Annotated in this window: 21 protein-coding genes; 12 read left to right on the plus strand and 9 right to left on the minus strand. The window is 68.2% G+C overall.

The window, feature by feature from the left end:
• Position 1: 1 nt before the first annotated feature.
• The 5 genes from ACSFBE_RS02035 to ACSFBE_RS02055 are packed head-to-tail and all read right to left on the minus strand — an operon-like array spanning position 2 to position 5596.
• Positions 2-1192 carry an ABC transporter substrate-binding protein gene (locus tag ACSFBE_RS02035; protein WP_435488696.1) on the minus strand — a complete coding sequence of 397 codons (1191 nt, stop codon included), beginning with the start codon at positions 1190-1192 and terminating at the stop codon, positions 2-4.
• A 26-nt stretch (positions 1193-1218) separates the two neighbouring features.
• Positions 1219-2463, minus strand: a complete 1245-nt coding sequence (locus tag ACSFBE_RS02040; protein WP_435488697.1) for an NAD(P)/FAD-dependent oxidoreductase — start codon at positions 2461-2463, stop codon at positions 1219-1221.
• Entirely contained in the window at positions 2463-2786 is a 324-nt protein-coding gene (locus ACSFBE_RS02045) for a 2Fe-2S iron-sulfur cluster-binding protein (protein WP_435488894.1), read from the minus strand. Before ACSFBE_RS02045 ends, ACSFBE_RS02040 begins: the two co-directional genes overlap by 1 nt.
• Positions 2787-2808: 22 nt before the next feature.
• A complete protein-coding gene (locus tag ACSFBE_RS02050; protein WP_435488698.1) occupies positions 2809-4248 on the minus strand; it encodes a glutamine synthetase family protein in 1440 nt (479 codons plus the stop codon).
• 13 nt (positions 4249-4261) lie between these two features.
• Entirely contained in the window at positions 4262-5596 is a 1335-nt protein-coding gene (locus ACSFBE_RS02055; protein WP_435488699.1) for an aromatic ring-hydroxylating dioxygenase subunit alpha, read from the minus strand.
• 284 nt (positions 5597-5880) lie between these two features.
• Here ACSFBE_RS02055 and ACSFBE_RS02060 point away from each other — a divergent pair, with 284 nt between their 5' ends.
• Entirely contained in the window at positions 5881-6615 is a 735-nt protein-coding gene (locus ACSFBE_RS02060) for a GntR family transcriptional regulator (protein ID WP_435488700.1), read from the plus strand.
• A gap of 275 nt (positions 6616-6890) precedes the next feature.
• On the opposite strand, the gene ACSFBE_RS02065 is transcribed toward ACSFBE_RS02060, so the two are convergent.
• The gene (locus ACSFBE_RS02065) at positions 6891-7793 is read right to left on the minus strand and encodes a LysR family transcriptional regulator (protein ID WP_435488701.1); all 903 of its coding nucleotides are present in this window, start codon (positions 7791-7793) and stop codon (positions 6891-6893) included.
• Positions 7794-7912: 119 nt separating this feature from the next.
• Here ACSFBE_RS02065 and ACSFBE_RS02070 point away from each other — a divergent pair, with 119 nt between their 5' ends.
• The 5 genes from ACSFBE_RS02070 to ACSFBE_RS02090 all read left to right on the plus strand — a co-directional run bounded on the left by ACSFBE_RS02070 (position 7913) and on the right by ACSFBE_RS02090 (position 14113).
• Positions 7913-9148: an NAD(P)/FAD-dependent oxidoreductase gene (locus tag ACSFBE_RS02070; RefSeq protein ID WP_435488702.1), complete on the plus strand. Its 1236-nt coding sequence runs from the start codon at positions 7913-7915 to the stop codon at positions 9146-9148.
• Positions 9148-11103, plus strand: a complete 1956-nt coding sequence (locus ACSFBE_RS02075; RefSeq protein WP_435488703.1) for a hydantoinase/oxoprolinase family protein — start codon at positions 9148-9150, stop codon at positions 11101-11103. The genes ACSFBE_RS02070 and ACSFBE_RS02075 overlap by 1 nt, the downstream gene beginning before the upstream one ends.
• Positions 11100-12722, plus strand: a complete 1623-nt coding sequence (locus ACSFBE_RS02080; RefSeq protein WP_435488704.1) for a hydantoinase B/oxoprolinase family protein — start codon at positions 11100-11102, stop codon at positions 12720-12722. The genes ACSFBE_RS02075 and ACSFBE_RS02080 overlap by 4 nt, the downstream gene beginning before the upstream one ends.
• Positions 12719-13720 carry a tripartite tricarboxylate transporter substrate binding protein gene (locus ACSFBE_RS02085; RefSeq protein ID WP_435488705.1) on the plus strand — a complete coding sequence of 334 codons (1002 nt, stop codon included), beginning with the start codon at positions 12719-12721 and terminating at the stop codon, positions 13718-13720. The genes ACSFBE_RS02080 and ACSFBE_RS02085 overlap by 4 nt, the downstream gene beginning before the upstream one ends.
• Positions 13721-13795: 75 nt before the next feature.
• Entirely contained in the window at positions 13796-14113 is a 318-nt protein-coding gene (locus ACSFBE_RS02090) for a RidA family protein (RefSeq protein ID WP_435488706.1), read from the plus strand.
• Between the two features lie 13 nt (positions 14114-14126).
• Here the strand turns inward: ACSFBE_RS02090 and metK are convergent, their stop codons facing one another.
• Positions 14127-15308, minus strand: coding sequence for a methionine adenosyltransferase (metK, locus tag ACSFBE_RS02095; RefSeq protein WP_435488707.1), 1182 nt, complete (start codon positions 15306-15308; stop codon positions 14127-14129).
• Positions 15309-15534: 226 nt separating this feature from the next.
• On the opposite strand from metK, the gene ACSFBE_RS02100 reads away from it, so the two are divergent.
• Together ACSFBE_RS02100 and ACSFBE_RS02105 are read left to right on the plus strand one after the other, a co-directional pair.
• Positions 15535-16410 (plus strand): lysophospholipid acyltransferase family protein, encoded by an 876-nt coding sequence (locus tag ACSFBE_RS02100; protein ID WP_435488708.1) that lies wholly within the window; start codon positions 15535-15537, stop codon positions 16408-16410.
• A complete protein-coding gene (locus tag ACSFBE_RS02105) occupies positions 16407-17291 on the plus strand; it encodes a lysophospholipid acyltransferase family protein (RefSeq protein ID WP_435488709.1) in 885 nt (294 codons plus the stop codon). The genes ACSFBE_RS02100 and ACSFBE_RS02105 overlap by 4 nt, the downstream gene beginning before the upstream one ends.
• Here the strand turns inward: ACSFBE_RS02105 and ACSFBE_RS02110 are convergent.
• Positions 17285-18199, minus strand: a complete 915-nt coding sequence (locus ACSFBE_RS02110) for an alpha/beta fold hydrolase (RefSeq protein WP_435488710.1) — start codon at positions 18197-18199, stop codon at positions 17285-17287. The genes ACSFBE_RS02105 and ACSFBE_RS02110 overlap by 7 nt on opposite strands.
• Before the next feature lie 52 nt (positions 18200-18251).
• Complete coding sequence (yihA, locus tag ACSFBE_RS02115; protein WP_435488711.1) at positions 18252-18935, minus strand: ribosome biogenesis GTP-binding protein YihA/YsxC; 684 nt, start codon at positions 18933-18935, stop codon at positions 18252-18254.
• A 70-nt stretch (positions 18936-19005) separates the two neighbouring features.
• Between yihA and ACSFBE_RS02120 the strand changes: the two genes are divergently transcribed.
• From ACSFBE_RS02120 to msrP, 4 genes are all read left to right on the plus strand, one after another.
• Entirely contained in the window at positions 19006-19656 is a 651-nt protein-coding gene (locus ACSFBE_RS02120) for a c-type cytochrome (RefSeq protein ID WP_435488712.1), read from the plus strand.
• A 117-nt stretch (positions 19657-19773) separates the two neighbouring features.
• On the plus strand, positions 19774-21909 hold the full coding sequence (locus ACSFBE_RS02125) for a cytochrome c biogenesis protein ResB (RefSeq protein ID WP_435488713.1): 2136 nt from the start codon (positions 19774-19776) through the stop codon (positions 21907-21909).
• The gene (gene ccsB / locus ACSFBE_RS02130; RefSeq protein WP_435488714.1) at positions 21906-23222 is read left to right on the plus strand and encodes a c-type cytochrome biogenesis protein CcsB; all 1317 of its coding nucleotides are present in this window, start codon (positions 21906-21908) and stop codon (positions 23220-23222) included. Before ACSFBE_RS02125 ends, ccsB begins: the two co-directional genes overlap by 4 nt.
• A gap of 83 nt (positions 23223-23305) precedes the next feature.
• On the plus strand, positions 23306-24316 hold the full coding sequence (gene msrP, locus ACSFBE_RS02135) for a protein-methionine-sulfoxide reductase catalytic subunit MsrP (protein ID WP_435488715.1): 1011 nt from the start codon (positions 23306-23308) through the stop codon (positions 24314-24316).
• The last annotated feature ends 18 nt before the right edge of the window (positions 24317-24334 follow it).

Below are 24334 nucleotides of genomic sequence, written 5' to 3' on the forward strand. Positions count from 1 at the left end.
CTTACTTCGCGGCTTCCTTGGCCGGGTCCTTCACCTTGTCGAACTTGTCGAACTCGACGTTCACCAGCTTGCCGTCGACCTTCTCGGTCTTGCGGATGTAGACGGTCTGCACGATGTCGCGCGTGACCGGGTCGATCTCGATCGGGCCGCGCGGGCTCTCGAAGCGGAGGCCCTTGAGTGCCTCCATCACCTTGTCGCCCGACACGTCGCCCTGGGTCTTGGCGAGCGCCAAGTCGATGGCGGCCATGGCGTCGTACGCGGTCACGGCGAAGTAGCTCGGCCGCAGCGAGGTGCCGAACTGCGCGACGAAGTCCTTCACGAACTTCTGGTTCTTCGGCGAGGGATGCGCGTACGAGTAGTGGTGGCTCGTCACCAGGCCCAGGGCCACGTCGCCGGTCGCGTCGAGGTAGCTGTCGTCGGTGGCTTCGCCGGTGGCGAAGAGCTTGATGCCGGCTTCGTCCATGCCACGTTCCTTCCACACCTTGAGGAAGGCCGGCGGCATCACGCCCGAGGGGAAGAAGAAGAACACCGCCTGCGGCTTCGCGTCCTTGATGCGCTGCACGTAGGCCGAGAAGTCGGGGTTGTTCATGGGCGTGCGGACCTCGCCCACCACCTTGCCGCCCTCGGCAGTGAAGGCCTTCTTGAAGGCCGTCTCGGCGTCGACGCCGGAGGCGTAGTCGGCCACCACGGTGTAGGCCTCTTTCACGCCCTGCTTGGCCATCCAGCGGGCCATCGGGTCGGTCACCTGCTGCACGGTGAACGACAGCCGCGCGACATAGGGTGAGCTGGTGGTGATGGCGGAAGACGCCGCGTTCATCACCAGCGTCGGGATCTTCGCCTGCGTGGCGATGGCGCCCACCGCATAGGCGTTGGGGCTGAAGTCGAGGCCGGTGAGGATGCTCACCTTGTCGCGCACGACCAGCTCCTGGGCGATGCGCTTGGCCGCGTCGGGCGCCGGGCCGGCCGTGTCCTTCTTGATGATCTCGACCGTGCGGCCGGCGATCTTGCCGCCGTGTTCCTTCAGGTACAGCGCGACGCCCGAATCGAACTGGCGGCCGTAGTCGGCATAGGGGCCGGAGTAGGTCGCGATCAGGCCGATGCGCAGCGGCTCGTCGGCGGCGTGCGCGCTGCCGAACGCGCCCAGTGCGGTCAGCGCGAGAGTGGCGAGGGCGGTTCTCTTGGTCAACTTCATCATGGGAACTCCGAGGGTGGAAGGAATCAGGTCGCGGCCGTCGGCACGCTCTTCAGGTCGAAGGATGCGTCGGCCAACTGTTCGGCGGTGGGCCGCGCGCGCGCGGCGATCAGCTTGCGGCTCTGCATGTGCTCGGCGGGCTTGTTGACCGACTGCGCGCCGACCAGCACGCCGTCGCGCAGGTAGAACAGGCTGAACTTGTCGCTCGCGATGTCGCCGCGGGTCACGACCTCGTCGCCGTGCACCGGCAGGCCGGCCATCTGGAACTTGAGGTCGAACTGGTCGCTCCAGAACCACGGCACCGCGGTGTTTGGCTGCTCGCGCCCGACCACCACCGAAGCCGCGGCGCGTGCACCGTCGTTGGCCGCCTGGATCGATTCGAGCCGCACCCGCGTCGGCCCGCCGGGCGCCGGCGCCAGCGCCATCGAGGCCACGTCACCGGCCGACAGCACGCGCGGTGCCGACGTGCGGCCGAAGGCGTCGACCACGATGCCGTTGTCCACCGCCAGGCGCGCCGCCTGCGCCAGCTCGACGTTCGGCAGCACGCCGACGCCGAGAACCACCAGGTCGCAGTCGACGCGGTGGCCGTCCGTCAGTTCGACGGCATCGACATGCCCATTCGTGCCGTGCAAGGCGCGCACGCCACGGCCGGTCAGCAGCTCGACGCCACGGCGGCGGTGCGCGTTCTCGACGTAGGCCGACATGAGGGGCGGGAAGCTGCGCGTCAGCAGGTGCGGCTGGGCTTCGATCACCGTGACTTCGACGCCGCGCGTACGCAGGGCCGACGCCACTTCGAGGCCGATGAAGCCGCCGCCGATCACGCAGGCGCGCTTCGTGCGATCGGTCGCGTCGGCCACGCGCAGGGCGTCGTCGAGCGTGCGCAGTTCGACGACGCCATCGAGTTCGGCACCCGGCACCGTGAAGGGCCGGCAGCGCGCGCCGGTCGTCAGCGCGAGCCAGCCGTAGTCGAGCGTGCGGCCATCGGCGAGCGTGACGGTGCGCGCGCCGGCGTCGACTGCGGCCGCGCGCTGGCCGAGTTGCAGGTCGATGCGGTTCTGCGTGAAGAAGTCCGGCCCGCGCAGTTGCAGCTGGTCGAGCGTCGTCTTGCCGGTGAGCAGGCCCTTCGACAGCGGCGGGCGCTGGTAAGGCTGATGGCGTTCGTCGCCGACGATCGTGATCGCCTCCTCGAAGCCGAGTTCTCGCGCGGTGGCCGCGAGCTGCAGGCCGGCGTAAGACGCGCCGACGATCACCAGGGTCTTCGTGCCGGGCATCAGATCTGCGTCTCCGGTACGCGCACCGTGATGCCGTCGAGCGCGGCCGTCATCGTGATCTGGCAGCTCAGGCGGCTGCCCGGCTGGCGCTCGGAGGCAACGCCGTCGAGCAGGTCGTTCTCCATGTCGTCGGCTGGCGGCAGAAGGGCGATGAAGACGTCGTCGACGTAGACGTGGCAGGTCGCGCAGGCGCAGGAGCCGCCGCATTCGGCGTCGATGCCGCGCACGTTGTTGCGCACGGCGTTTTCCATCACGCTGCTGCCGGGCTTGGCGTCGATGGCGCGGGTGCTGCCGTCTTTGAGGATGTAGTGGATCGTGGGCATCGTGGGCATCGGGATCAAGGGTTCAGAACATGTCGAAGTACTCGCGATGTTCCCATTCGCTGACGTCGAGGTTGAAGCGGGCGATCTCCGCTTCCTTGATGTGGCAAAGGTAGTCGACGAAGGTCTTGCCCATCTGTTCGTTGAGCATGGCGTCGTCGCGCAGGCAGGCGAGCGCATCGCCGAGCGAGCGCGGCAGCTGCTGGGCTGGCGTCTCGTAGGGTGCATCGGCCGATGGGCCGGGGTCGGTCTGGTGGCGGATGCCGTCGAGCCCCGAGAAGAGCTGCGACGCCAGGTAGAGGTACGGGTTGGCCGTCGGCTCGCCCACGCGGTTCTCGATGCGCGTCGCCTTCTGGCCGGGGCCGCCGAGCACGCGGAGCATCGCGCCGCGGTTGTCGCGCGCCCAGATGGCGCGGTCGGGCGCCAGCGAGAAGGGACGGTAGCGGCGGTAGCCGTTGATGGTCGGGCTCGCGAGCGCCGCGGCGCCGCAGGCGTGCTCCTTCAGGCCGCCGAGGTAGTGCAGGCCGAGCGGGCTCAGGTCCTGGCCTTCGGCGTCGGGCATGAAGGCGTTCACGCCATCGCGCTTGCGCCGCAGTGACTGGTGCAGGTGCCAGCCGCTGGACATCACGTTCGGGATCTTCGGCCGGCACATGAAGGTGGCGTGGTAGCCGTTGCGCTGGCAGATCTGCTTGATGGCGCTGCGCAGCAGCACCATCGTGTCGGCGGGCAGCACCCCCGCGGTGGGGCCGAAGGTCAGCTCGAACTGGCTCGGGCCGTATTCGATTTCCAGCGAGCGCAGCGGCAGGCCGAGCCCGATCAGGTTGGCGCGCAGCAGCTCCATCACCGGCTCGACGCGGTCGTAGCGCAGCTCGGTGAGGTACTGGTGGCCGTGCGACAGCAGCGACACGCGCGGTGGCTCGCCCGGCTGGCCCGAATCGCCCAGGCCGAGGCGCGGGTCGTCGAGCTTGAAGACATGGAACTCGACCTCGAGCCCGGCGATGAAGTCCAGCCCGAGTTCGTCGAGCTGCTTCACCGCGCGCTGCAATATTTGGCGCGTGGCGAAGGGACAGGGCTTGCCATCGGACATGTAGGCGTCGCACAGCAACCAGCCCGTGCGCGGCGACCATGGCAGCACTTTGAAGGTGGCGGGGTCGGCCACCACGGTGAAGTCGGCACCGCCCTGGAAGCCTTCCATGGCGAAGCCGCCGCCGGCGCTGAACACCGGGAACACGGTCTTGTGCGAGGTGTCCTTGGCGAGCAGGGTCGACGTGAGGTTGACGCCGTCCCACAGCGCATCTCGCGCCTCGCTCGCCACCAGCGTCTTGCCGCGCAGGATGCCGTGCTGGTCGGGGAAGGCGAAGCGCACCACGTCGACCTCGCCGCTGTCGAGCCGGCGCACCAGTTCCTTCGCCTGCTTCTCCTGGTCGTCGGACCAAAGGCCGAAGCGATTCACGAAATGGCTCATGGCGTGCGCTGCCTCAGGCGCCGAGCCGCGCGGCGGCCCAGGTGGATTGGAGGCGGCGGTCGCGGTCGGCCTGCTGCCAGTACGCTTCCGGGCCGACGCCTTCGCCGGCCTTCTCGTTCACGCCGTCGATCGATGGCGGGCCCGACATGGCGCTGGCCTGTTCCTGGCCGATGACCATGGGCGCGCCTTCGCCGGCCTGCGTGCTTTCGATGGCCTTCACCAGCATGCGGCGGTAGGCAATGATCCCTTTGTCCGTCGTGCCCAGGTGTTCGCGCGTGCGGTCCTGGATCGGCCCCTGTGACTCGACCGCCCACTGGTCGTGCACGTTGATGTCTTCGCCCATGCCGGTGTAGGTCTTGGTCAGCTGTTCGTTGACGTCGTAGCCGTAGTCGTTGCGCTTGTTCTTGCGCGAGGTGTAGTTCGGCAGTTCGTACAGATCGAGGCGCTGGTCGCGCATCTGCTGCTTGTCCACCGGGCCGGTGAAGCTGGTGAAGATGGCGTACCAGTAGCAGTGCGTGTCGTCGACCGGCACATGCCATTGCGAGATGGTCATCTCGGTGCTCATCGGGATCACGAAGGCCTGCGGAAACACGACGTTGGTGACGCGCACATGCGTGTCGGTGTCCGACACCTTGCGCAGCGTGGTCAGGCGCATGCCGTAGTCGGTGCTGTCGACGTTGATCTCGGGCAGGTCGAACTCGCGCAGCACCTTGGTGATGGGCAGGTCGGAGTCGGCCGAGGCGCCGCGGAACTGCTTGCCGTAGCTTTCCGACGTGTCTTCGTCTTCGAAGAAGCGGTGCAGGTACGACGCGTGTGCCGGGTCGATGCCCACCTCGAGCGCCTGCAGCCAGTTGCATTCGAACAGGCCCTTGAAGGCGAAGGTGTGCGAGTCGGGTGCGACGAAGCAGTCGAAGTCGGGGAAAGCGGGCGGCTCGCCGTCGCCGATGTAGGCAAAGATGGTTCCGCTCTTCTCGACGACCGGGTAGGCGGCCTGCTTGATGCGCGTGCACAGCTTGCTGCCGACCGGCTCGGCCGGGGTTTCGAGGCAGGTGCCCTTGACGTCGAACAGCCAGCCGTGGAACGGGCAGCGCAGGCCGCCACCTTCGAGTCGGCCGAATGCCAGGTCGGCGCCGCGGTGCGGGCAGTCGCGGTCGAGCATGCCCAGCTGGCCGTTCTCGTCGCGGAACAGGACGAAGTGCTGGCCCATCAATTTCACGGGCTTCACAGGGCGCGGCCCGACGAGTTCGTCCGAAATCGCCACCGGCTGCCAGTAGCGGCGCAGCAGCTGGCCGGCAGGCGTTCCGGGGCCGACCCGGGTGATGAGGTCGTTCTGTTCGGCGCTGATCATGCGTGGAGCTCCATCGAGGGTTTGACGAACATGCATTGCATGCAGTTGCATACATTGTCGAAGTTGTCTTTGCCGAAGGTCAATGTCTTTCTACGAATTCCGTGGGTTTTTGGCTCGATATCCGGGGTTAACGCTGATTTTTAGGTGCACCTTTGATGTGCATCGACATGCGAATCCAAGCCGTCGATGGCCATGTATGCAACAACTGGACCAATGGTCTTCTCTTGCGTGCATGTATGGCGGCTCTCCTAGAATGGGCCTCCTTCGCTGCGCCCTCCGATCCCATGGACTCCCAACAATCCCGCGTGCTGGTCCAACTGCGCGACATGATCCTCAAGGGCGAATTCGTGCCCGGCGAGCGGCTCGCCGAGATTCCGCTGGCCGAAAAGCTCGGTGCCTCGCGCACCCCGGTGCGGCTCGCGCTCACGAGCCTCGAACACGAAGGGCTGATCGAGCAGTCGCCGTCAGGCGGCTACCAGATGCGTCGCTTCACCTCGCGCGAGATCGCCGACGCGATCCGCGTGCGCGGCGTGATCGAAGGCTTCGCCGCGCGCCTGCTGGCCGAGGACGGTGCGCCGCGCCAGTTGATGCGCGACCTGCACGAATGCCTCGACGCCGGCGACAAGGCCGTCAACAAGCCGACGATGGAACTGGACGACTACGCGGCCTATGTCGAGATGAACGACCGCTTCCACAAGCTCATCATGGACGGCTGCGGCAACTCGGCGCTGCGTCGCGTGATGGACATGCTCGACGGCCAGCCCTTCGCGTCGCCCAGCGCGATGCTGCCGATGCAGTCGTCGATGGAAGAGGGCCAGCAGTGGATGCGGCAGGCGCATCGCACGCACCATGCGCTGGTGCAGGCGATCGAGCGGGGACAGGGGTCACGCGCGCAGGCGCTGGGCGAGGAACATGTCGAGATCGCGCGGATGAATCTGGACTATGCGTTGGAGCGACCGGAGTTGGCTGCTGAATTGATGCCGGGGATGAGGCTGGTGGCGGGTAAGACGCGAGCCTGATGCTGAGAGCGCCCGGCAGGCGGTGCGGGCCGTTCGACCCCGGTGTGCCGGCCCTTCGGGCTTCCTTGCGGTGCTCGCCTTTCGCGGGGTCTCGCTCGAACTCGCTGCGCTCAGACATCGCGAGCCCTGATCCGCGAAAGGCTGCGCTCCTCAGCGGCGCACAGGGGATCGCCCGGCCCGCACCGCCAGCCGGGCTTGGTGGCGCGCAACGATTGCGCTCGCTGGAGAGAGATCACAACGATCGCGCCCACCGACGCCGCCCGGGCAACAACCAATCAAGCCTTCGCCGAACCCCGCCCCGCATGCCGCTGCATCATCGCCACGAACGCTTCCGCCGCCGGTGACAACGCCATCCCCCGCCGCTGATAGACATAGAACTGCCGCCGAATCTCCGGCCCACGCAGCGGCACGAAGCGCACCTTGAAGTTGTCCGCGAACATGCGCGCGTAGTCGGGCACCGCGGCCAGCCCCGAACCCACGCCCACCATGGCGAGCGCGGTCGTCAGATAGCCCACCTCGACAGCGGTTTGCATCGACAGTGACGCATCGTGCGACTGCAGGATGCGTTCGAGCTGGCGGTTGAACTCGCTCGAATAGATCACCCAGCGCTCGTCGCGCAGTTCGTCCCACGAGACGCCGCGCCGCTCGGCCAGCGGGTGCGTCGCGGGGCACACCATGCGGATCGGCACATCCATCAGGAAGCTGCGCGTCACGTCCTCGCCCACGCTGCGTTCGGGGCCAACACCGAGTTCCGCCTCGCCGCGTCGCACCACGCCCACCACGTCGTCGGTCGTCGCATCGGTCACGCGCAGGCCGATGTCCGGATGCGCCATTGCAAATTTGCCAAGCACCGTGGAGATCCAGGTGCAGCTGAGCATTTGCGGCGCGACCACGCGCAACAGGCCGGTGCGCAGCGAACGCAGGTCGGACGCGCCCTCGACCACCTGGTTCACGTCGTCGAGGATGCGGCGTGCGAGCGGCAGCAGTTGCTGGCCGGCTTCGGTCAGCGTGACGGCGGCGCCGCGGTCGAACAGGGTGACGCCCAGCGCCTCTTCCAGCTGCTGCACCAGCATGCTGACGGCGGACTGTGTGAGGCTCACCTGCTTCGCCGCTGCGGTGAAGCTGCCGGCGCGCGCCACGGCCGAAAAAGCGCGCATCTGGCGGAAGCTGATGTTCATGGCTGCACCACGGTGGGACGGTCGAGGAAGGGCATCGCGATCGATTATCAGAAAATCTGATGCATGCATCAAAAGAATTGTCTTGATTGATGATGCTGCCGCTTCCCAGAATGCGCCGCATGCACATCGCCGTCATCGGAACCGGCATCGTGGGCGTCTGCACCGCAGCCTGGCTGCAGCGCGACGGTCACCAGGTCACCTTCGTCGATCCGCTCGAACCGGGCGAAGCCTGCTCGTTCGGCAACGCGGGATCGCTCTCGCCCAGCGCCTGCCTGCCAGTCGGCATGCCCGGCATGTGGAAGCGCGTGCCGCGCTGGCTGCTCGATCCGCTGGGGCCGCTCACCGTGCGCTGGCGTTACGCGCCGGTCGTGCTGCCCTGGCTGATGCGCATGCTGCAGCACTCGACCCGCGAGGAGGTCACGCGCATCGCCACGGCGCTGCGCACGCTGCTCGAACCCATCTTCGACTGCTACGACCCGCTGCTGGCCCATGCCGACGCGCAATCGCTGGTGCGCCGCAGCGGCTGCCTCTACGTGTACTCCTCGCGCGAGGCCGCGGCGCAGTGGCAGTGGGGCATGAACCTGCGGCGCTCGCTCGGCGTGAAGCTGGTCGACGTCGAACGCGACGAGTTGGAGGCGTTGGAGCCCGACCTGAAGGGCCGCTTCCGCTTCGGCCTGCTGGCGCCGGACAACGGCTCGACGGCCGACCCTTGCGCGCTGGTGAAGGCGCTGCATGCGCGCTGCATCGCCGATGGCGCGAAGCGAAGCGGGCACAGCGTCGTCGGCTTCGAGCGCCAGGGCGGCCGGGTGACCGGCGTGAAGCTCGATTCGGGCGCGTCGCTGGCCGTCGATGGCGTGGTGGTCGCCGCCGGCGCCTGGTCGGCGCCGTTGGCGGCGGCACTGGGTGAGCGCGTGCCGCTCGAGACGCAACGCGGCTACCACGTCACCGTGCGCAGCTCGAACCTCGCCTTGCGCCACACCGTGATGGCGGTCGAGCACAACCTGATGGTCAACCCGATGGCGATGGGCCTGCGCCTGGCCGGCACGGTGGAATTCGCCGGCCTGCGGGCGCCGCCGAACTACGAACGCGCCGATGCATTGCTGCAGCAGGGCCGCCACCTGTTCCCACACCTCGACACCTCCGAGATCACGCGCTGGATGGGTCACCGCCCCTGCATGCCCGACAGCCTCCCGGTGGTCGGCCGCGCGCGCGGCGCCGACAACGCGTGGCTCGCCTTCGGCCATGGCCACATGGGCATGTGCATGGGCGCCAGCACGGGCCGCGAGATCGCCCACCTGGTCGCAGGCCGGGCGCCGCAGGTCGACCTGACGCCGTTCCGGCCCGATCGCTTTTGATGCCGGTGCCCGACACGTCACGCTGGGCCGTCGGTGTCGACATGGGCGGCACCTTCATCGACGCGGTCGCGGTCGCCGACGACGGCCGGCTGATCAGCCTGAAGTACCCGCGCGAGGCGGGGAAATTGGCGGAGCCCGTGCTGGCCGCCATCGACCGCCTCTGCGCCGAGAACGGCATCGCGCCGCAGCAGGTGGCCCGCATCGTGCACGGGTCGACCGTGGTCACCAATCTGCTGCTCGAACAGAACGCCCCGCCGGTCGCGGTGCTGACGACCGCCGGCATGGGCGACGTGCTGGCGCTCGGTCGCCAGGAACGGCGCGAGCTGTACCTGCCGGTCATCGCCAAGCCGACGCCCGATGAGCGGCTGTTCCCGGCGCACCTGCGCTTCGAGATCGGCGGGCGCATCGACGCGCAGGGACGCGAGACGGCACCGCTCGTGCTCGACGGCGTCGATCGCATCGCCGACGCCATCGCACAGTCGGGCGTGCGCGCCGTGGCCGTGTGCCTGCTTTTCGCGCACCGCAACCCGGCGCACGAGCAGCAGTTGCGCGAGATGCTCGCCGCGCGCCTGCCGGCGCTGATGGTGTCGCTGTCGAGCGAGGTCGACCCGAAGCCGCGCGAGTTCGAACGCTTTCTCACCACCGCGCTCGACGCCTATGCGAAGCCGATGGTGGCCGACTACCTGCGCGAACTGGCGAGCGCGCTCACGACGCGTGGCTTGCCCGAACCCTTCCTGATGCGCTCCGAAGGCGGCACCGGCGCCTGGCGCGACGTGGCCGCGCGGCCGGTCGGCCTGGCGATGTCCGGGCCGTGCGCCGCGCTCGAAGGCGTGGCCGCGAGCCTGGGTGGGCGCGCCGGCGCGCCAGCCGTGGTGATGGCGATCGACGTCGGCGGCACCAGCACCGACATCGGCATCGTCGAACACGGCCGCCCGGCCTTCGGCGACGCGTTGCAGGTCGGCGAGCTGAGCCTGCGGCTGCGCTGCGCGGATGTCGAGTCGCTGTCGGTCGGCGGCGGCAGCGTGGTGCGCGCGCTGCCGGGCGGCGCGCTGCGGCTCGGTCCGCACTCGCAAGGCGCGTGGCCCGGGCCAGCGGCCTACGGCCTGGGCGGCGACCGCGCGACGCTGACCGACGCGCTGTGCGTGCTCGGCCGCTTGCCGGCGCAGCTCGCAGGTGGCGTGTCGCTCGACCGTGCGGCCGCCGAGGTGGCGCTGCAGCGCGATGCCGCTGCGCCAATGGGCATCGACGTGAAGGACGCGGCCCAGGCCGTCGTCCGCACCGCCGCATCGGCGATGGCCGAGGCACTGAAGATGCGCAGCTTCCAGCGCGGGCTCGATCCGGCCGACAGCATGCTCGTGGCCGCCGGTGGCGGTGGCGCGCAGCACGCTGCGGAAGTCGCCGATCTGGCCGGCATGACGCAGGTGCGCGTGCTGCCGCAGGCCGGTGTGATCGCCGCGCTCGGCATGTTGTGCGCCGCGCCGACGCAGACGGTGGAGCAGGCGATGGACGTGTTGCTGGACGACGACCAGTTGCAGGCACTGCGCACGCAGGCCGATGTGCAGGGCGCGGTGACGCACTGGCACCTCGCGCTGTGCCATGCCGGCCAGGAATTCGCCATCGACGTGCCGTGGTCGCCCGACACCGACACGGTCGATGCGCTCGCGGAACGCTTCGAACAGCGCCACGCGCAGTTGCGAGGCAATGTGCCGGCGCGCCAGCCGTTGCAGGTGCGCCAGTTGCGCACCGTGTTCGAAGCAGCCTTGCCGCAGCCCGCGCCTTTCAAGACGTCTACCGCCGTGCCGATCAGTGCATGGGAAGGCTTGCCGCCTTCAGGTAACGGCCCCGCATCGCTCTTCGCCGCGCTCACCACTGTGTGGGTGCCCGAAGGCTGGCGCTGGCAACGCCTTGCCGACGATTCGCTGCTGCTCGATCGCAGCGGGAGGGCCTCCGCATGAGCGACGCCAACGTCACCGCGCGCATGGAGCCGTTGCGTCTCGCGCTGCAGGGCGCCGTCGACCGCATGCAGACCGGCATGATGCGCGCCGCCTACTCGTCCATCGCCCGCGAGGGCGGCGACTGCGCGGCGGCGCTGTTCCTGCCCGACGGCCGGCTGCTGGCGCAGGCGCGCTCGCTGCCGCTGCTGCTGGGCTCGCTGATCCCCGCGGTCGGCGGTGTGCTCGCGCGCTTTCCCGCCGCTTCGATGCGCGAGGGCGAGGGCTACCTGATGAACGACCCGTGGTCCGGCGGCACGCACCTGCCCGACCTCGTGGTGCTGCGCCCGGTGCTGCTCGGCGATGCGGTCATCGCCGTGGCCGCGACCTGCATGCACCACCAGGACGTGGGTGGCATGACGCCGGGTTCCATCCCGCCCAATGCCACCGAGATTTATCAGGAAGGCCTGCGCCTGCCGCCGTTGCGCTGGCGCACGGCGGACGGCATCGACGCCAATGTTCAGACCATCCTCGAGGCCAACAGCCGCACGCCGGTCAACCTGCGTGGCGACCTGGCGGCGCAGTGGTCGGCGGTGAGCCTGGGCGCGCGCGAACTCGCGGCGCTGGCCGAGCGCACCGGCAATGTGTTGATGCCCGTGTGCGACGCGCTGATCGCGCAGGCCGAGCAGATGACGCGCGCCGCGCTGCGCGATGCGCCCGACGGCGACTGGGCCTGGCAGGACCAGCTCGACGGCGACGGCGTCAGCGCCGACGCGGTGTGCATCGCGGTACGCATCCGCAAAACCGGCGACGCCATCGACATCGACTTCACCGGAAGCTCGCCGCAGGTGCGCGGGCCGGTCAACGCCTCGCCCGGCAGCGTGCTGTCGGCGGCGCTCTTCTTCATGCGCACGCTGGCGCCCGACGCACCGAACAACGCGGGCTGCCTCGCGCCGCTCACGCTGCGCCTGCCGCCCGGCAGCGTGCTGAGCCCCGACCTCCCTGCCGCGGTGAATGCGCGCACGGCCACCGTGAAGATGGCGTGCAACGCGATGCTGGGCGCCTGGTCGCAAGCGAACGCGGGCGTGTCGGTGGCGCCGCACGCGGGCGTCGCGACCGTGATGTCGCTGAGCGGCACGCGCGACGACGGCCGGCGCTGGATGCTCACCGAGATCATCGCCAGCGGCGCCGGTGCGAGTGCGCTGGGCGCCGGCACGCCGGGCGTGTCGACCGACATCGGCAACGCGCGCAACACGCCGGTCGAAGTGCTCGAGAGCGAGGCACCGCTGCAGGTCGAGTGCTATGCGATCCGCCACGGTTCGGGTGGCGCGGGCCTGCACGCGGGCGGCGACGGCGTGCGCCGTGTGTACCGCTTGCTGGAAGGCCGCGCGTCGGTGTCGTACCGCGGCGAGCGGCACGTGTCGCAGGCGCGAGGTGCACAGGGCGGTGGCGCGGGCGCGTCGTCGGCCGCGCGGATCGAACGCACGAACGGAGACGTGGAGACGCTGGGCGCACGTGCCCGGACCGAATGGCATGCCGGCGACCGTCTCGTGATCGAGACGGCCGGCGGCGGCGGCTGGGGCGCGATCGACGCTGCCACCGCGAACGACCCCCATGCAACGAACCCTGGAGTGAAACGATGACATCCACCTCTCTTCTGCGCGCCGGCCGACGGCTCGCGCTCGGCGGCGCCGTCGCGCTGGCCGCCACGGCGATGTGGCCGTCGACGGCGGTCGCGCAGAGCTTCCCGATCAAGCCGATCCGCATCGTCGTGCCCTTCCCGCCGGGTGGCAGCACCGACCTGCTGGCGCGCCGCATTGGCGAGAAGCTGGCGGCCGTGTGGGGCCAGCCGGTGGTGGTCGACAACCGCGCCGGTGCCGGCGGCACGCTCGGCGCCGACTACGTCGCCAAGTCGGCGCCCGACGGCTACACCCTGCTCATGGGCGTGACCGGCAGCAATGCCATCGCGGGCGCGTTGTACCCCAAGCTGCCGTACGACGTGGTGAAGGACTTCGCGCCGGTGTCGCTCGTCGTCTCGTCGCCCTTGGTGCTGGTGCGCAACCCCGGCTTCGCAGGCAAGACGGTGGCCGAGGTGGTGGCGTTGGCCAAGGCCAAGCCGGGCTCGATCAGCTACGGCTCGCCGGGCAACGGCACCTCGATGCATCTCACCGGCGAAATGTTCAAGCTGTCGGCCAAGGTGTCGATGCTCCACATCCCGTACCGCGGCAGCGCCGGCGCGTTGAGCGACCTGATGGGTGGGCAGATCGACACCATGTTCGGCGACTTCCTCGTGGTCTGGCCGCAGCTGGAAGCGGGCAAGCTGCAGCCGATCGCCGTGACTTCGAAGACTCGCCACAAGATGCTGCCCAACGTGCCGACCATCGCCGAGAGTGGCTACCCCGGCTTCGAAGCGCTGTCGTGGCAGGGCTTGTTCGCGCCGGCCGCCACGCCGCCGGCCATCGTCGAGCAACTGAACCGCGAAGTGAACAAGGCGCTGGCTAGCGCCGACATCCAGGAGTACTTCGGCTCGCGCGGCTTCGCGCTGGGCGGCAGCAGCGCCACCGAGTTCAAGGCCTTCGTGAAGGTCGAAGCCGACAAGTGGGCCAAGATCGTCCAGGCGTCCGGCGCCAAGCCGGACTGAGCGACGCATGGGGAACATCACGCGCATCGGGCCGCCAGTGGTCCGCGCGGGAAGACGCAACCGATCTCGCCGGCCGTGGTGGCCGAGGGCGCACTGGTCTTCGTGTCGGGGCAGGTGCCGATGCGCGACGGGAAGCCTGCGGCGCCGGACATCGCGGGCCAGACGCATGTGGCGCTCGACATGATCGAGGCCATTCTCGAGCGCGCGGGCTGCACGTTGGCCGACGTCGTCAAGGCGACCGTGTGGTTGGTCGACGGCGATGACTATCCAGCCTTCCATGCGGCCTGGGGCGAGCGCTTTGCGCCGGAGACGGCACCGGCGCGATCGACCGTGATTTCGGGGTTGATCGCGCCGGTGTTGGTGGAGATCGAGGCTGTGGCGGTGCGCCGTTGAACCCCAGGACGGGTCAGAGCCCGGCGGCAGCCCGCAGCGCAGCAGCCTGCGTCGTCGCTTCCCATGTGAACTCCGGCTCTTCCCGGCCGAAGTGGCCGTAGGCGGCGGTCTTCTGGTAGATCGGCCGCAGCAGGTCGAGCATCTGGATGATGCCCTTGGGGCGCAGGTCGAAATGCGCGCGCACGAGTTCGGCGATCTTGTCGTCGGGGATAACGCCGGTGCCTTCGGTGTAGACCGTGATGTTCATCGGTTGCGCCACGCCGATCGCATAGGCGACCTGAATCTGGCACTGGCGCGCCAGGCCGGCGGCCACGATGTTCTTGGCCACGTAGCGCGCAGCGTAGGCGGCCGAGCGGTCGACCTTCGACGGATCCTTGCCCGAGAAGGCGCCGCCACCGTGCGGGCAGGCGCCGCCGTAGGTGTCGACGATGATCTTGCGGCCGGTCAGGCCGCAGTCGCCTTGCGGGCCACCGATAACGAAGCGGCCGGTCGGGTTGATCAGATACCGCGTTTCTTTCAGCCATTCCTTCGGCAGCACCGGCTTGATGATCTCCTCGATGATGGCCTCGACGAAGGATGCCTTCATCTTGGTCGGCGTCTCGCTCTGGTCCGGGTGGTGCTGCGTGGAGAGCACCACGGTGTCGATGCTGTGCGGCTTGCCGTCGACATAGCGCATCGTGACCTGGCTCTTGGCGTCCGGGCGCAGGAAGGGCAGGCGGCCGTCCTTGCGCAGCTGGGCCTGGCGCTCGACCAGACGGTGCGCGTAGTAGATGGGCGCCGGCATCAGCTCGGGCGTCTCGTCGCAGGCGTAGCCGAACATCAGGCCCTGGTCGCCGGCGCCGATGTTCAGGTGGTCGTCCGAGGCATGGTCGACGCCCTGGGCGATGTCGTTGGACTGCTTGTCGTAGCAGACCATCACGGCGCAACCCTTGTAGTCGATGCCGTAGTCGGTGTTGTCGTAGCCGATGCGCTTGATGGTGTCGCGCGCGACCTGGATGTAGTCGACGTGCGCGTTGGTCGTGATTTCGCCGGCGAGCACCACGAGGCCGGTGTTGGTCAGCGTCTCGGCGGCCACGCGGCTGCGCGGGTCTTGTTCGAAGATCGCGTCGAGGATCGCGTCGGAGATCTGGTCGGCGACCTTGTCGGGATGGCCTTCGGAGACGGATTCGGAAGTGAAGAGGAAGTCGTTCGCCATGTCTGTAAAACTCCATTGAATCGAAAAGGCGCGTTGCCGATTCCGGGGTGGAGCTCTGGCGAACGCTTTAGCAGATGACCGTTTCGGTCGATGCACAATCGCGCCGCGCTTGTGCATGTGTCGCCCTGCAAGTAGTTCCATAACTCAGCGACAATTTGGATTCTATTCGAGCACGAAGGCTTGCGCAGTCGTGCAGCAAGCGGACAAACGCCCCTCAATTTCCTGAATGACCCTCCTGTTCCGATTGCTCGCCCGCCTGCCGCTGCCCTGGATGCATCGGCTCGGCGTGGCATTCGGATGGCTGGTGTGGTGGGCGGCGCCGGACTATCGGCGCCGCTTCCGCCGCAACGCCGAGGCGGCGGGCTTCATGCCCGCGCAGTACCGCCCGGCCATCGGTGCGGCCGGCGCGATGGCGGCTGAACTGCCCTGGCTGTGGTCGCGCCCGCGCGGCGAGAGCGTGCTGCCGCGCATCGTGCGCTGGGAGGGTGCCGAGGGCTTCGAGGCCGCCATGAACGAACGCAAGGGCGTCATCTTCATCACGCCCCACCTCGGCAGCTGGGAGCTGTGCGGCCAGGCGGTTGCCGAGCGCTACGTCGGCACCTATGGACCGTTGACCGCCCTGTACCGGCCACCCCGCAAGGCCTGGATGGCCGAACTGGTCGAGGGATCGCGCGACCGTGCCGGCCTGCAGATGCTGCCGACCAGCGTCGCCGGTGTGCGCGGGCTGATGCGTACCCTGCGCGCGGGGGGCTACACCGGGGTGCTGCCCGACCAGGTGCCACCGCTCGGCCAGGGCGTGTGGGCGCCGTTCTTCGGTCGGCCGGCCTACACCATGACCCTGCTGCAGCGCCTGGCCCAGCAGACCGGTGCGCACGTGTTCCTGTGCGTCTGCGAGCGGCTGTCCGGCGCGCGCTTCGCCATCCGCTTCGAACCCTTCGACGGCACGGCCATGAGCGATCCGGCATCGACCCCCGAACAGGCGGCCACTGCGCTCAACGCCGGCATCGAAGGCCTGATCCGCCGCTTGCCGGGACAGTACGTCTGGGATTACGCGCGCTTCAAGCAGCCCAAGGCCGATGCGGTGGAAAGGGCGGTCGCATGAGCGTGGCCAGCCGTCTGGGCATCGTCTTCATGCGGGTGATGGCCCATGTTCCCTTGCCGGTGTCGCGCGGGTTCGGTGTGGTGCTGGGCCATCTGCTGCACGCGGTGGCGGTGCCGCGCCGGCACGTGGTCGACACCAACCTGGCCCTGTGCTTCCCGGAGAAGTCGGCGGCTGAGCGACGGCGCATCGCGCGCGAGACCTTCGTCTTCGTCGCGCAGTCCTGGCTCGACCGCAGCTGGCTGTGGCATGCGGCTGAATCGGTGGTGCGGCAGCGCCTGCGGGTGGTCGGGGCCGCGCCCGAGATCGAAGAGATGGCCCACGGCAGCGCGCCGATGATCCTGTTCGCGCCGCACTTCTATGGGCTCGATGCGGCCGCCACGGGGCTGACCATGCACACGGCGCGGCCGTCCACCACCATCTACACGACGCAACGCGATCCGCTGATCGACGACTGGATCCGCGAGGGCCGCAAGCGCTTCGGCAACGTGATCACGCTCAACCGTTCCGAGGGCATCAAGCCGATCGTGGCCGGGCTGCGCAAGGGCGGCTTGCTGTACCTGCTGCCGGACATGGACTTCGGGCGCGACCAGACGGTCTTCGTGCCCTTCTACGGCGTCCAGGCCTCGACCATTCCGTCGCTCTCGCGCTTCGCCCGGCTGGGCAAGGCCAAGGTGGTGCCGATCGTGTCGCGCCTGACCCGCACCGGCTACGACATCGAGGTGCTGCCGGCCTGGCAGAACTTCCCGAGCGACGACGCGGTGGCCGACACGGCGCTGATGAACCAGCGACTGCAGGGCTACATCGACACGATGCCTTCGCAGTACTACTGGGTGCATCGGCGCTTCAAGACGCGTCCTGAAGGCGACCCTCCGGTTTACTGAGTGCGCTGGAGGAAGGCGGCGATTTCGGCGATCACACGCTGCGGCTGCTCATGGACGATCCAGTGCGTGGCATCGGCAACCTTCACCACCTCGAGCCGCGACACGTAGTCGTCGAGCCCGTCGAGCAGCCCCGGCAGCAGGGCGCTGTCGTCCAGCGCCCAGAGCACCAGCGTCGGCACGTCGACGGTGAGCCGTTCGCGCGGCAGCAGCGGGATGGTGTCCGGCGACTGGCCCTCGAGCGGCGGCTTCAGCGGCGTCACCGCATAAAGGTTGCAGGCGCCGCGCAGGCCCGCGTCCCAGAGCGCACGGTACCGGCCCTTGAGCGGCTCGGTCAGCCAGCCGAAGCGCTCGGCACCCGCCCCCATCGCCGTGAAGAAGGGCCACAGGCGGCGGTAGTCGTCCTCGGCCAGCAAGGCCGGCGCGTCCGGCCGTGCCAGGAAATGCATGTAGGCGCTGGCCTTCTGCTGCGATGGGTTGTTTCTCAGCTCGCGCGCGAAGGTGCCGGGATGGGGCGAGTTCAGGATCACCAGGCGCCCGAGCTGTTGCGGGAAGGCGTTCGCGAAGCCCCAGCCGAAGGCGCCGCCCCAGTCGTGCGCCACCAGCGTGTCGATGCTGCCGTCGGCGCTTTCCGTGGCGGCGAGCTGGCGGATGTCCTGCACCAGCAGGTGCGGCCGATAGTCTTCGACGGCTGGTGGTGCGCTGGACTGCTCGAAGCCGCGCAGGTTCGGCGCAAGGCAGCGGTAGCCGCCGTGGGCGGGTTGCGCGAAATGCGCCAGCAGGTCGTCCCAGATGAAGGCGCCCTCCGGGAAGCCGTGGAGGAACAGCATCAGCGGACGACCGGGCGAACCGCTGGCCCGGCAACTGAGCGTGGTGCCGTTGGGCAGCGTGCGCTGGAAGGTTTCGATCATGCGGCGGTCTCCTGGGTCGGCGCTGCGGAAGAGCCGACCGGTGCCGCCACGCTCAGGGCTCGGGATGCGCCCAGCGCCACAGCAATTCGGCGGCTTCGTCGACGCCCTGCTTCTTCAGCGCCGAGAACAGTTTGACCTCGCCGCCGCCGGCCTGCAGTCGCATGATGGACAGCGCCTTGGCGCCATCGGAGCGCGTGAGCTTGTCGGACTTGGTCAGCAGGATCAGGAACTTGAGGCCGGCTTCGACGCGCGGGCGGATGACTTCGAGCAGGATCTCGTCGAGCTCGGTCATGCCGTGGCGCGGGTCGCACATCAGCACCACGCCGCGCAGGTTCTCGCGGGTGATGAGGTAGTTGCCCATCACGCGCTGCCAACGCAGCTTGGCCTCGCGCGGTACGGCCGCGTAGCCGTAGCCGGGCAGGTCGGCCAGCACCGCGTCGTCGATCTTCTGCTTGCCGAGGCCGAACAGGTTGATGTGCTGGGTGCGGCCCGGCGTCTTCGAGGCGAAGGCGAGCCGGGTCTGCTGGGTCAGCGTGTTGATGGCCGTCGACTTGCCGGCATTGGAGCGGCCGACGAAGGCGATCTCGGGCAGGTCGAAGGCCGGCAGGTGCTCCAGCTGCGGTGCACTGGTCAGGAAATGGGCGGTGTGCAACCAGCCCAGGGCCGTGCGGATCCGGTCGGGTGCAGGCGCCTCGGGGGGCGATGCGGGGGCCGGTGAGGGCGCGGTGGAGGTCATGGGACAGGCTTTCGGTACAGGGTGCCATTGTAGAATCGCCGGGTTTGCGCCATAAAACGAAGCCCCCGCTATGAAGTTGTTTGCCTCATTTCTGCTTGCAGCCCTCATGGGTGCCACCGTCGGCGCCGCCTTCGCCCAGGAGCCTGCAGCGGCTCCGGCCAAGGCCGCCAAGCCCGACCTGGCGAAGGGCGAGGCCGCATTCACCGCCAAGGCCTGCGCGTCCTGCCACAACGCCGACGGCAACTCGGCCATCGCCGCCAATCCCAAGCTCGCGCAGCAGCATCCCGAGTACATCCTCAAGCAGTTGCAGGAGTTCAAGTCGGGCAAGCGCAAGAGCCCGGTGATGCAGGGCCTGGCGTCCACGCTCAGCGACGAGGAAATGCGGGACATCGCCTGGTTCGTTGCCTCCAAGAAGCAGAAGACCGGCTTCGCGAAGGAAAAGGACCTCGTCGCGCTGGGCGAAAAGATCTACCGCGGCGGCATTGCCGACCGCCAGATCCCGGCCTGCGCCAGCTGCCACAGCCCGAACGGCGCCGGTCTTCCCGCGCAGTACCCGCGCCTGGGTGGCCAGCATGCCGACTACACCGATGCACAGCTCAAGGCATTCCGTGGCGACGGCGCTCTTGTGCGCAGTAACAGCCCGCAGATGGCCGGCGTGGCCGCCAAGCTCAACGATCGCGAGATCAAGGCCGTTTCGGATTACATCGCCGGTCTGCGCTGATTCGCCCGTTTTCGCGTGAACTAAGCGCCGACCTATCCACTCAAGCAAGGCGGGCCGATCCAGACGGATGGCCCGCCTTTGTGCTTTCCAAAGCGTCCGTTTTCTTCGTCAGCCCTCATGTCAGTCTCTACCCACGGTCTCCGCGTTCGACGCGGCCCCCACGCAGTCCGCGCCGGGGTAGAGCTGTTCTCGTCGATGCGCTTCGCCATCGCGCTGCTGACGATCATCTGCATCGCCTCGATCATCGGCACCGTGCTCAAGCAGAACGAACCGATCGGCAACTACATCAACCAGTTCGGGCCGTTCTGGGCCGCGCTCTTCCAGGCGGCACGGCTCGACGCGATCTACAGCGCCTGGTGGTTCCTGCTGATCCTGCTGTTCCTGGTGGTGAGCACCTCGCTCTGCATCGCGCGCAACACGCCGCACATCCTCAAGGACTTGAAGACCTTCAAGGAAGACATCCGGGCGCAAAGCCTGAAGGCCTTCGGCCAGCGCGCCGCGACCACGCTCGGGGAAGTGCCGGAGGCGGCCGCGAAACGAATCGGCGGGCTGCTGGCCGGCGGTGGCTGGAAGGTCAAGCTGCAGCAGCGCGAAGGTACCGGCTGGATGGTGGCCGCACGCGCCGGCGGTGCGCACAAGCTGGGCTACATCGCCGCGCACGGGGCCATCGTGCTGATCTGCATCGGCGGCCTGTTCGACGGCAATCTGGTGGTTCGGGCGCAGACCTGGTTCAACGGCAAGAGCGTCTTCACCGGCGGCGGCATGATTGCCGACGTGCCCGCCGAACACCGGCTGTCGCCCCGCAACCCGACCTTCCGCGGCAACATCCTGGTGCCCGAGGGCGGGCGCTCGAGCGTGGCCATCCTGAACCAGGCCGATGGCGTGCTGCTGCAGGAGCTGCCCTTCGCCATCGAGTTGAAGAAGTTCATCGTCGACTACTACTCGACCGGCATGCCCAAGCTCTTCGCCAGCGAGGTGGTGCTGCATGACCGCGAGACGGGCGCCGAGGTGCCCGCGCGCATCGAGGTGAACCATCCGGCCAGCTACAAGGGCGTCGAGATCTACCAGTCGAGTTTCGACGACGGCGGCTCGACCGTGAAGCTCAAGGCGGTGCCGATGGCGGCGGCTGCCAAGCCCTTCGAACTCGAAGGCACGATCGGCAGCAGTTCGGAGATCACCAACGGCAGCGACAAGCTCACGCTGGAATACGTCGCGCTGCGGGTGATCAACGTCGAAAACTTCGCCGACGAGGCGAAAGGCGCCATGACCAGTGGCGCCGATGTGCGCAAGGTCGATTTGCAGCACAGCCTCGAGTCGCGGCTGGGCGCGGCCAACAAGACCAACAAGCCGAAGGTGCTGCGCAACATCGGTCCGAGCATCGGCTACAAGCTGCGCGACGCGGCCGGGCAAGCCCGCGAGTACCAGAACTACATGGCGCCGGTCGATACCGGCGACGGCCAGCCGGTGTTCCTGCTGGGCATGCGCGAGCGCCCCGAAGACCCGTTCCGCTATCTGCGGGTGCCGGCCGACGAAAACGGCGCCATGGACGGTTTCACTCGCATGCGCGATGCATTGGCCGACGATGCCGTGCGTGCCCGCGCGGTCGAGCGCTACATCGCACGCGCCAGCGATCCGCAGCGCCCCGAACTCGCCGAGCAGTTGCGCGCTTCCACCACCCGCGCGCTGGCGCTCTTTGCCGGCACCGAGCGCGTCAAGGCCGAGGCGACCAGCCAGGGTGGCTGGCAGGCGATCGCCGAATTCATGGAGCTGAACGTGCCCGAGGCGGAGCGTGCCCGCGCCGGCGCGGTGCTGGTGCGCATCCTGAACGAGGTGTTGTTCGAAGTGCTCAACCTGAGCCGCGAGCGCGCCGGCCTGGCAGTGCTGCCGGGCGACGACAAATCGCAGGCCTTCCTCACGCAGGCGGTGCTGGCCATGAGCGACGCGCACTTCTATCCCGCGCCGGTCGCGATGATGATGACCGACTTCAAGCAGGTGCAGGCCAGCGTCTTCCAGGTGGCACGCGCGCCCGGCAAGAACATCGTCTACCTGGGCTGCCTGTTGCTGATCGTCGGCATTTTTGCCATGCTGTACGTGCGCGAGCGTCGGCTCTGGATCTGGCTGGCGCCCGAGGCGGCCGGCGGAAGCAGCGCGACGATGGCCTTCTCGGTGAATCGCCGCACGATGGACAGCGACCGCGAATTCGACAACCTCAAAGACAAGCTGCTCGACCTGCAGAAGGACCCGGCGCCATGACCATCACGACCCTCACCCTCCACGACAACTGGCGCGCACGCCGGAATGCCTTCGACTGGGTCTTCGCAGCGATCGTCGTGGCTGGGGGGCTGTTCGCGTTTTCGCGCTATGCCACCTCGATGGACATCTATGAAAAGGCGATCCTGCTCGGCACCATGCCCGCGATGATCTGGCTGGGCTGGTTCTGGCGGCCGCTGCGCTTGCTGGCTGTCGTGGTCACCGCCGCGGCGGTGCTGGCCATCATGTCCTACCAGGGCGACCTGGCACGGGCCGACACCGTGTTCTGGCTCAAGTATTTCCTTTCCAGCCAGTCGGCCATCCTCTGGATGAGCGTGCTGTTCTTCATGAGCACGGTCTTCTACTGGCTGGGTTTGTTCGGCGGCAAGCAGGGCGACGCGCTGGAGCTCATCGGGTCACGCCTCGCCTGGGCGGCGGTCACGATGGCGCTGATCGGCACCATGGTGCGCTGGTACGAAAGCCACCAGCTTGGCCCGGACATCGGCCACATCCCGGTCAGCAACCTGTATGAGGTCTTCGTGCTGTTCTGCTGGCTGACGGCGGCCTTCTATCTGTACTTCGAAGAGCGCTACGCCACGCGCGCGATCGGCGCCTTCGTGATGCTGGTGGTGAGCGCAGCCGTCGGCTTCCTGCTCTGGTACACGCTGGTGCGCGAGGCGCACGAGATCCAGCCGCTGGTCCCCGCGCTGCAAAGCTGGTGGATGAAGCTGCATGTACCAGCGAACTTCATCGGTTACGGCACCTTCGCGTTGGCCGCGATGGTCGCGTTCGCCTACCTCATCAAGGAGCAGGCGCAGGAGACGCGCTGGTACAAGCTCACGCCGATCTGGCTGCTGGGCGTGGCACTGTGCTTCGTGCCGGTGGCTTTCCGCCAGCGGGTGCAGGAGGCGGGCGGCAGCTACTGGGTGGTCTACGCGGGCATCTCGGCGCTGATTGCCGCCGGCATTCTGCTCGGCCGCAAGCGCATCGCCGCACGGTTGCCGGCCAACGAGGTGCTGGACGACGTCATGTACAAGTCGATCACCGTCGGCTTCGCCTTCTTCACCATCGCCACCGTGCTGGGGGCCCTGTGGGCGGCCGACGCCTGGGGCGGTTACTGGAGCTGGGACCCGAAGGAAACCTGGGCGCTGATCGTCTGGCTCAACTATGCGGCCTGGCTGCACATGCGGCTGGTGAAGGGCCTGCGCGGCACGGTGGCGGCCTGGTGGGCGCTGGGCGGCCTGGCGGTGACGACCTTCGCCTTCCTCGGCGTGAACATGTTCCTGAGTGGTCTGCACAGCTACGGCACGCTTTGATCTGAACGCGCCGTCGCTGCGTAACCAAATCGGGTTCTGCAACGAATTGAGGGTGAATCACCCCAGCCATTGAAAGGCGCGTCATGCCCATCCGTTCTCGCCAAGACCTCGTCGACCGCGGCTTCGTCCACGCGGCGTCCAGCGACATCACAACCCGTGCGGCTTACGAAGGCCGGCGCGACATGCTCAAGCTGCTGGCTGGGGGTGCCGCCGGTGCCGCGCTGGCTTCGTGGGCGGCGCGCGACGCGTTGGCTCAGGTTGCGGCACCCGGCAAGCTCGCACCGCTGAAGGGCGTCAAGTCCAACGTCCCTGGCGCGCAGACGATGGAAAAGCTCACCGACTACAAGGACGCGTCGAGCTACAACAACTACTACGAGTTCGGTGTCGACAAGGCCGATCCGGCGAAGAACGCCGGAACCTTGAAGACGCGCCCCTGGACCGTCGAGGTCGAAGGCCTGGTCAAGAAGCCGGGCACGTACGGCATCGAGGACCTGCTCAAGCTGAGCGCGCAGGAAGAGCGCATCTACCGCCTGCGCTGCGTCGAAGGCTGGTCGATGGTGATCCCCTGGGTCGGCTATTCGCTGGCCGAGCTCATCAAGAAGGTCGAACCGCAGGGCAATGCGAAGTACGTCGAGTTCGTCACGCTGGCCGACCCGAAAACCATGCCCTTCGTCGGCTCGCGCGTGCTCGACTGGCCCTACGCCGAGGGGCTGCGCATGGACGAGGCGATGCATCCGCTCACGCTGCTGGCCTTCGGCATGTACGGCGAGGTGCTGCCCAACCAGAACGGCGCGCCGGTGCGGCTGGTGGTGCCATGGAAGTACGGTTTCAAGAGCGCCAAGTCGATCGTCAAGATCCGCTTCGTCGAGAAGGAGCCGGGCACGGCCTGGAACAAGGCTGCGGCCAACGAGTACGGCTTCTTTTCCAACGTGAATCCGAACGTCGATCATCCGCGCTGGAGCCAGGCGACCGAGCGCCGCATCGGCGACGGCAGTGGCTTGTTCGCCAAGCGCACCAAGACCCAGATGTTCAACGGCTACGAGGCGCAGGTCGGCCAGCTGTACGCCGGCATGGACCTGAAGAAGTTCTACTGAGCCATGGCGGCCCGCGCG

Source organism: Variovorax sucrosi (assembly GCF_051216635.1).
Lineage (GTDB): Bacteria > Pseudomonadota > Gammaproteobacteria > Burkholderiales > Burkholderiaceae_C > Variovorax.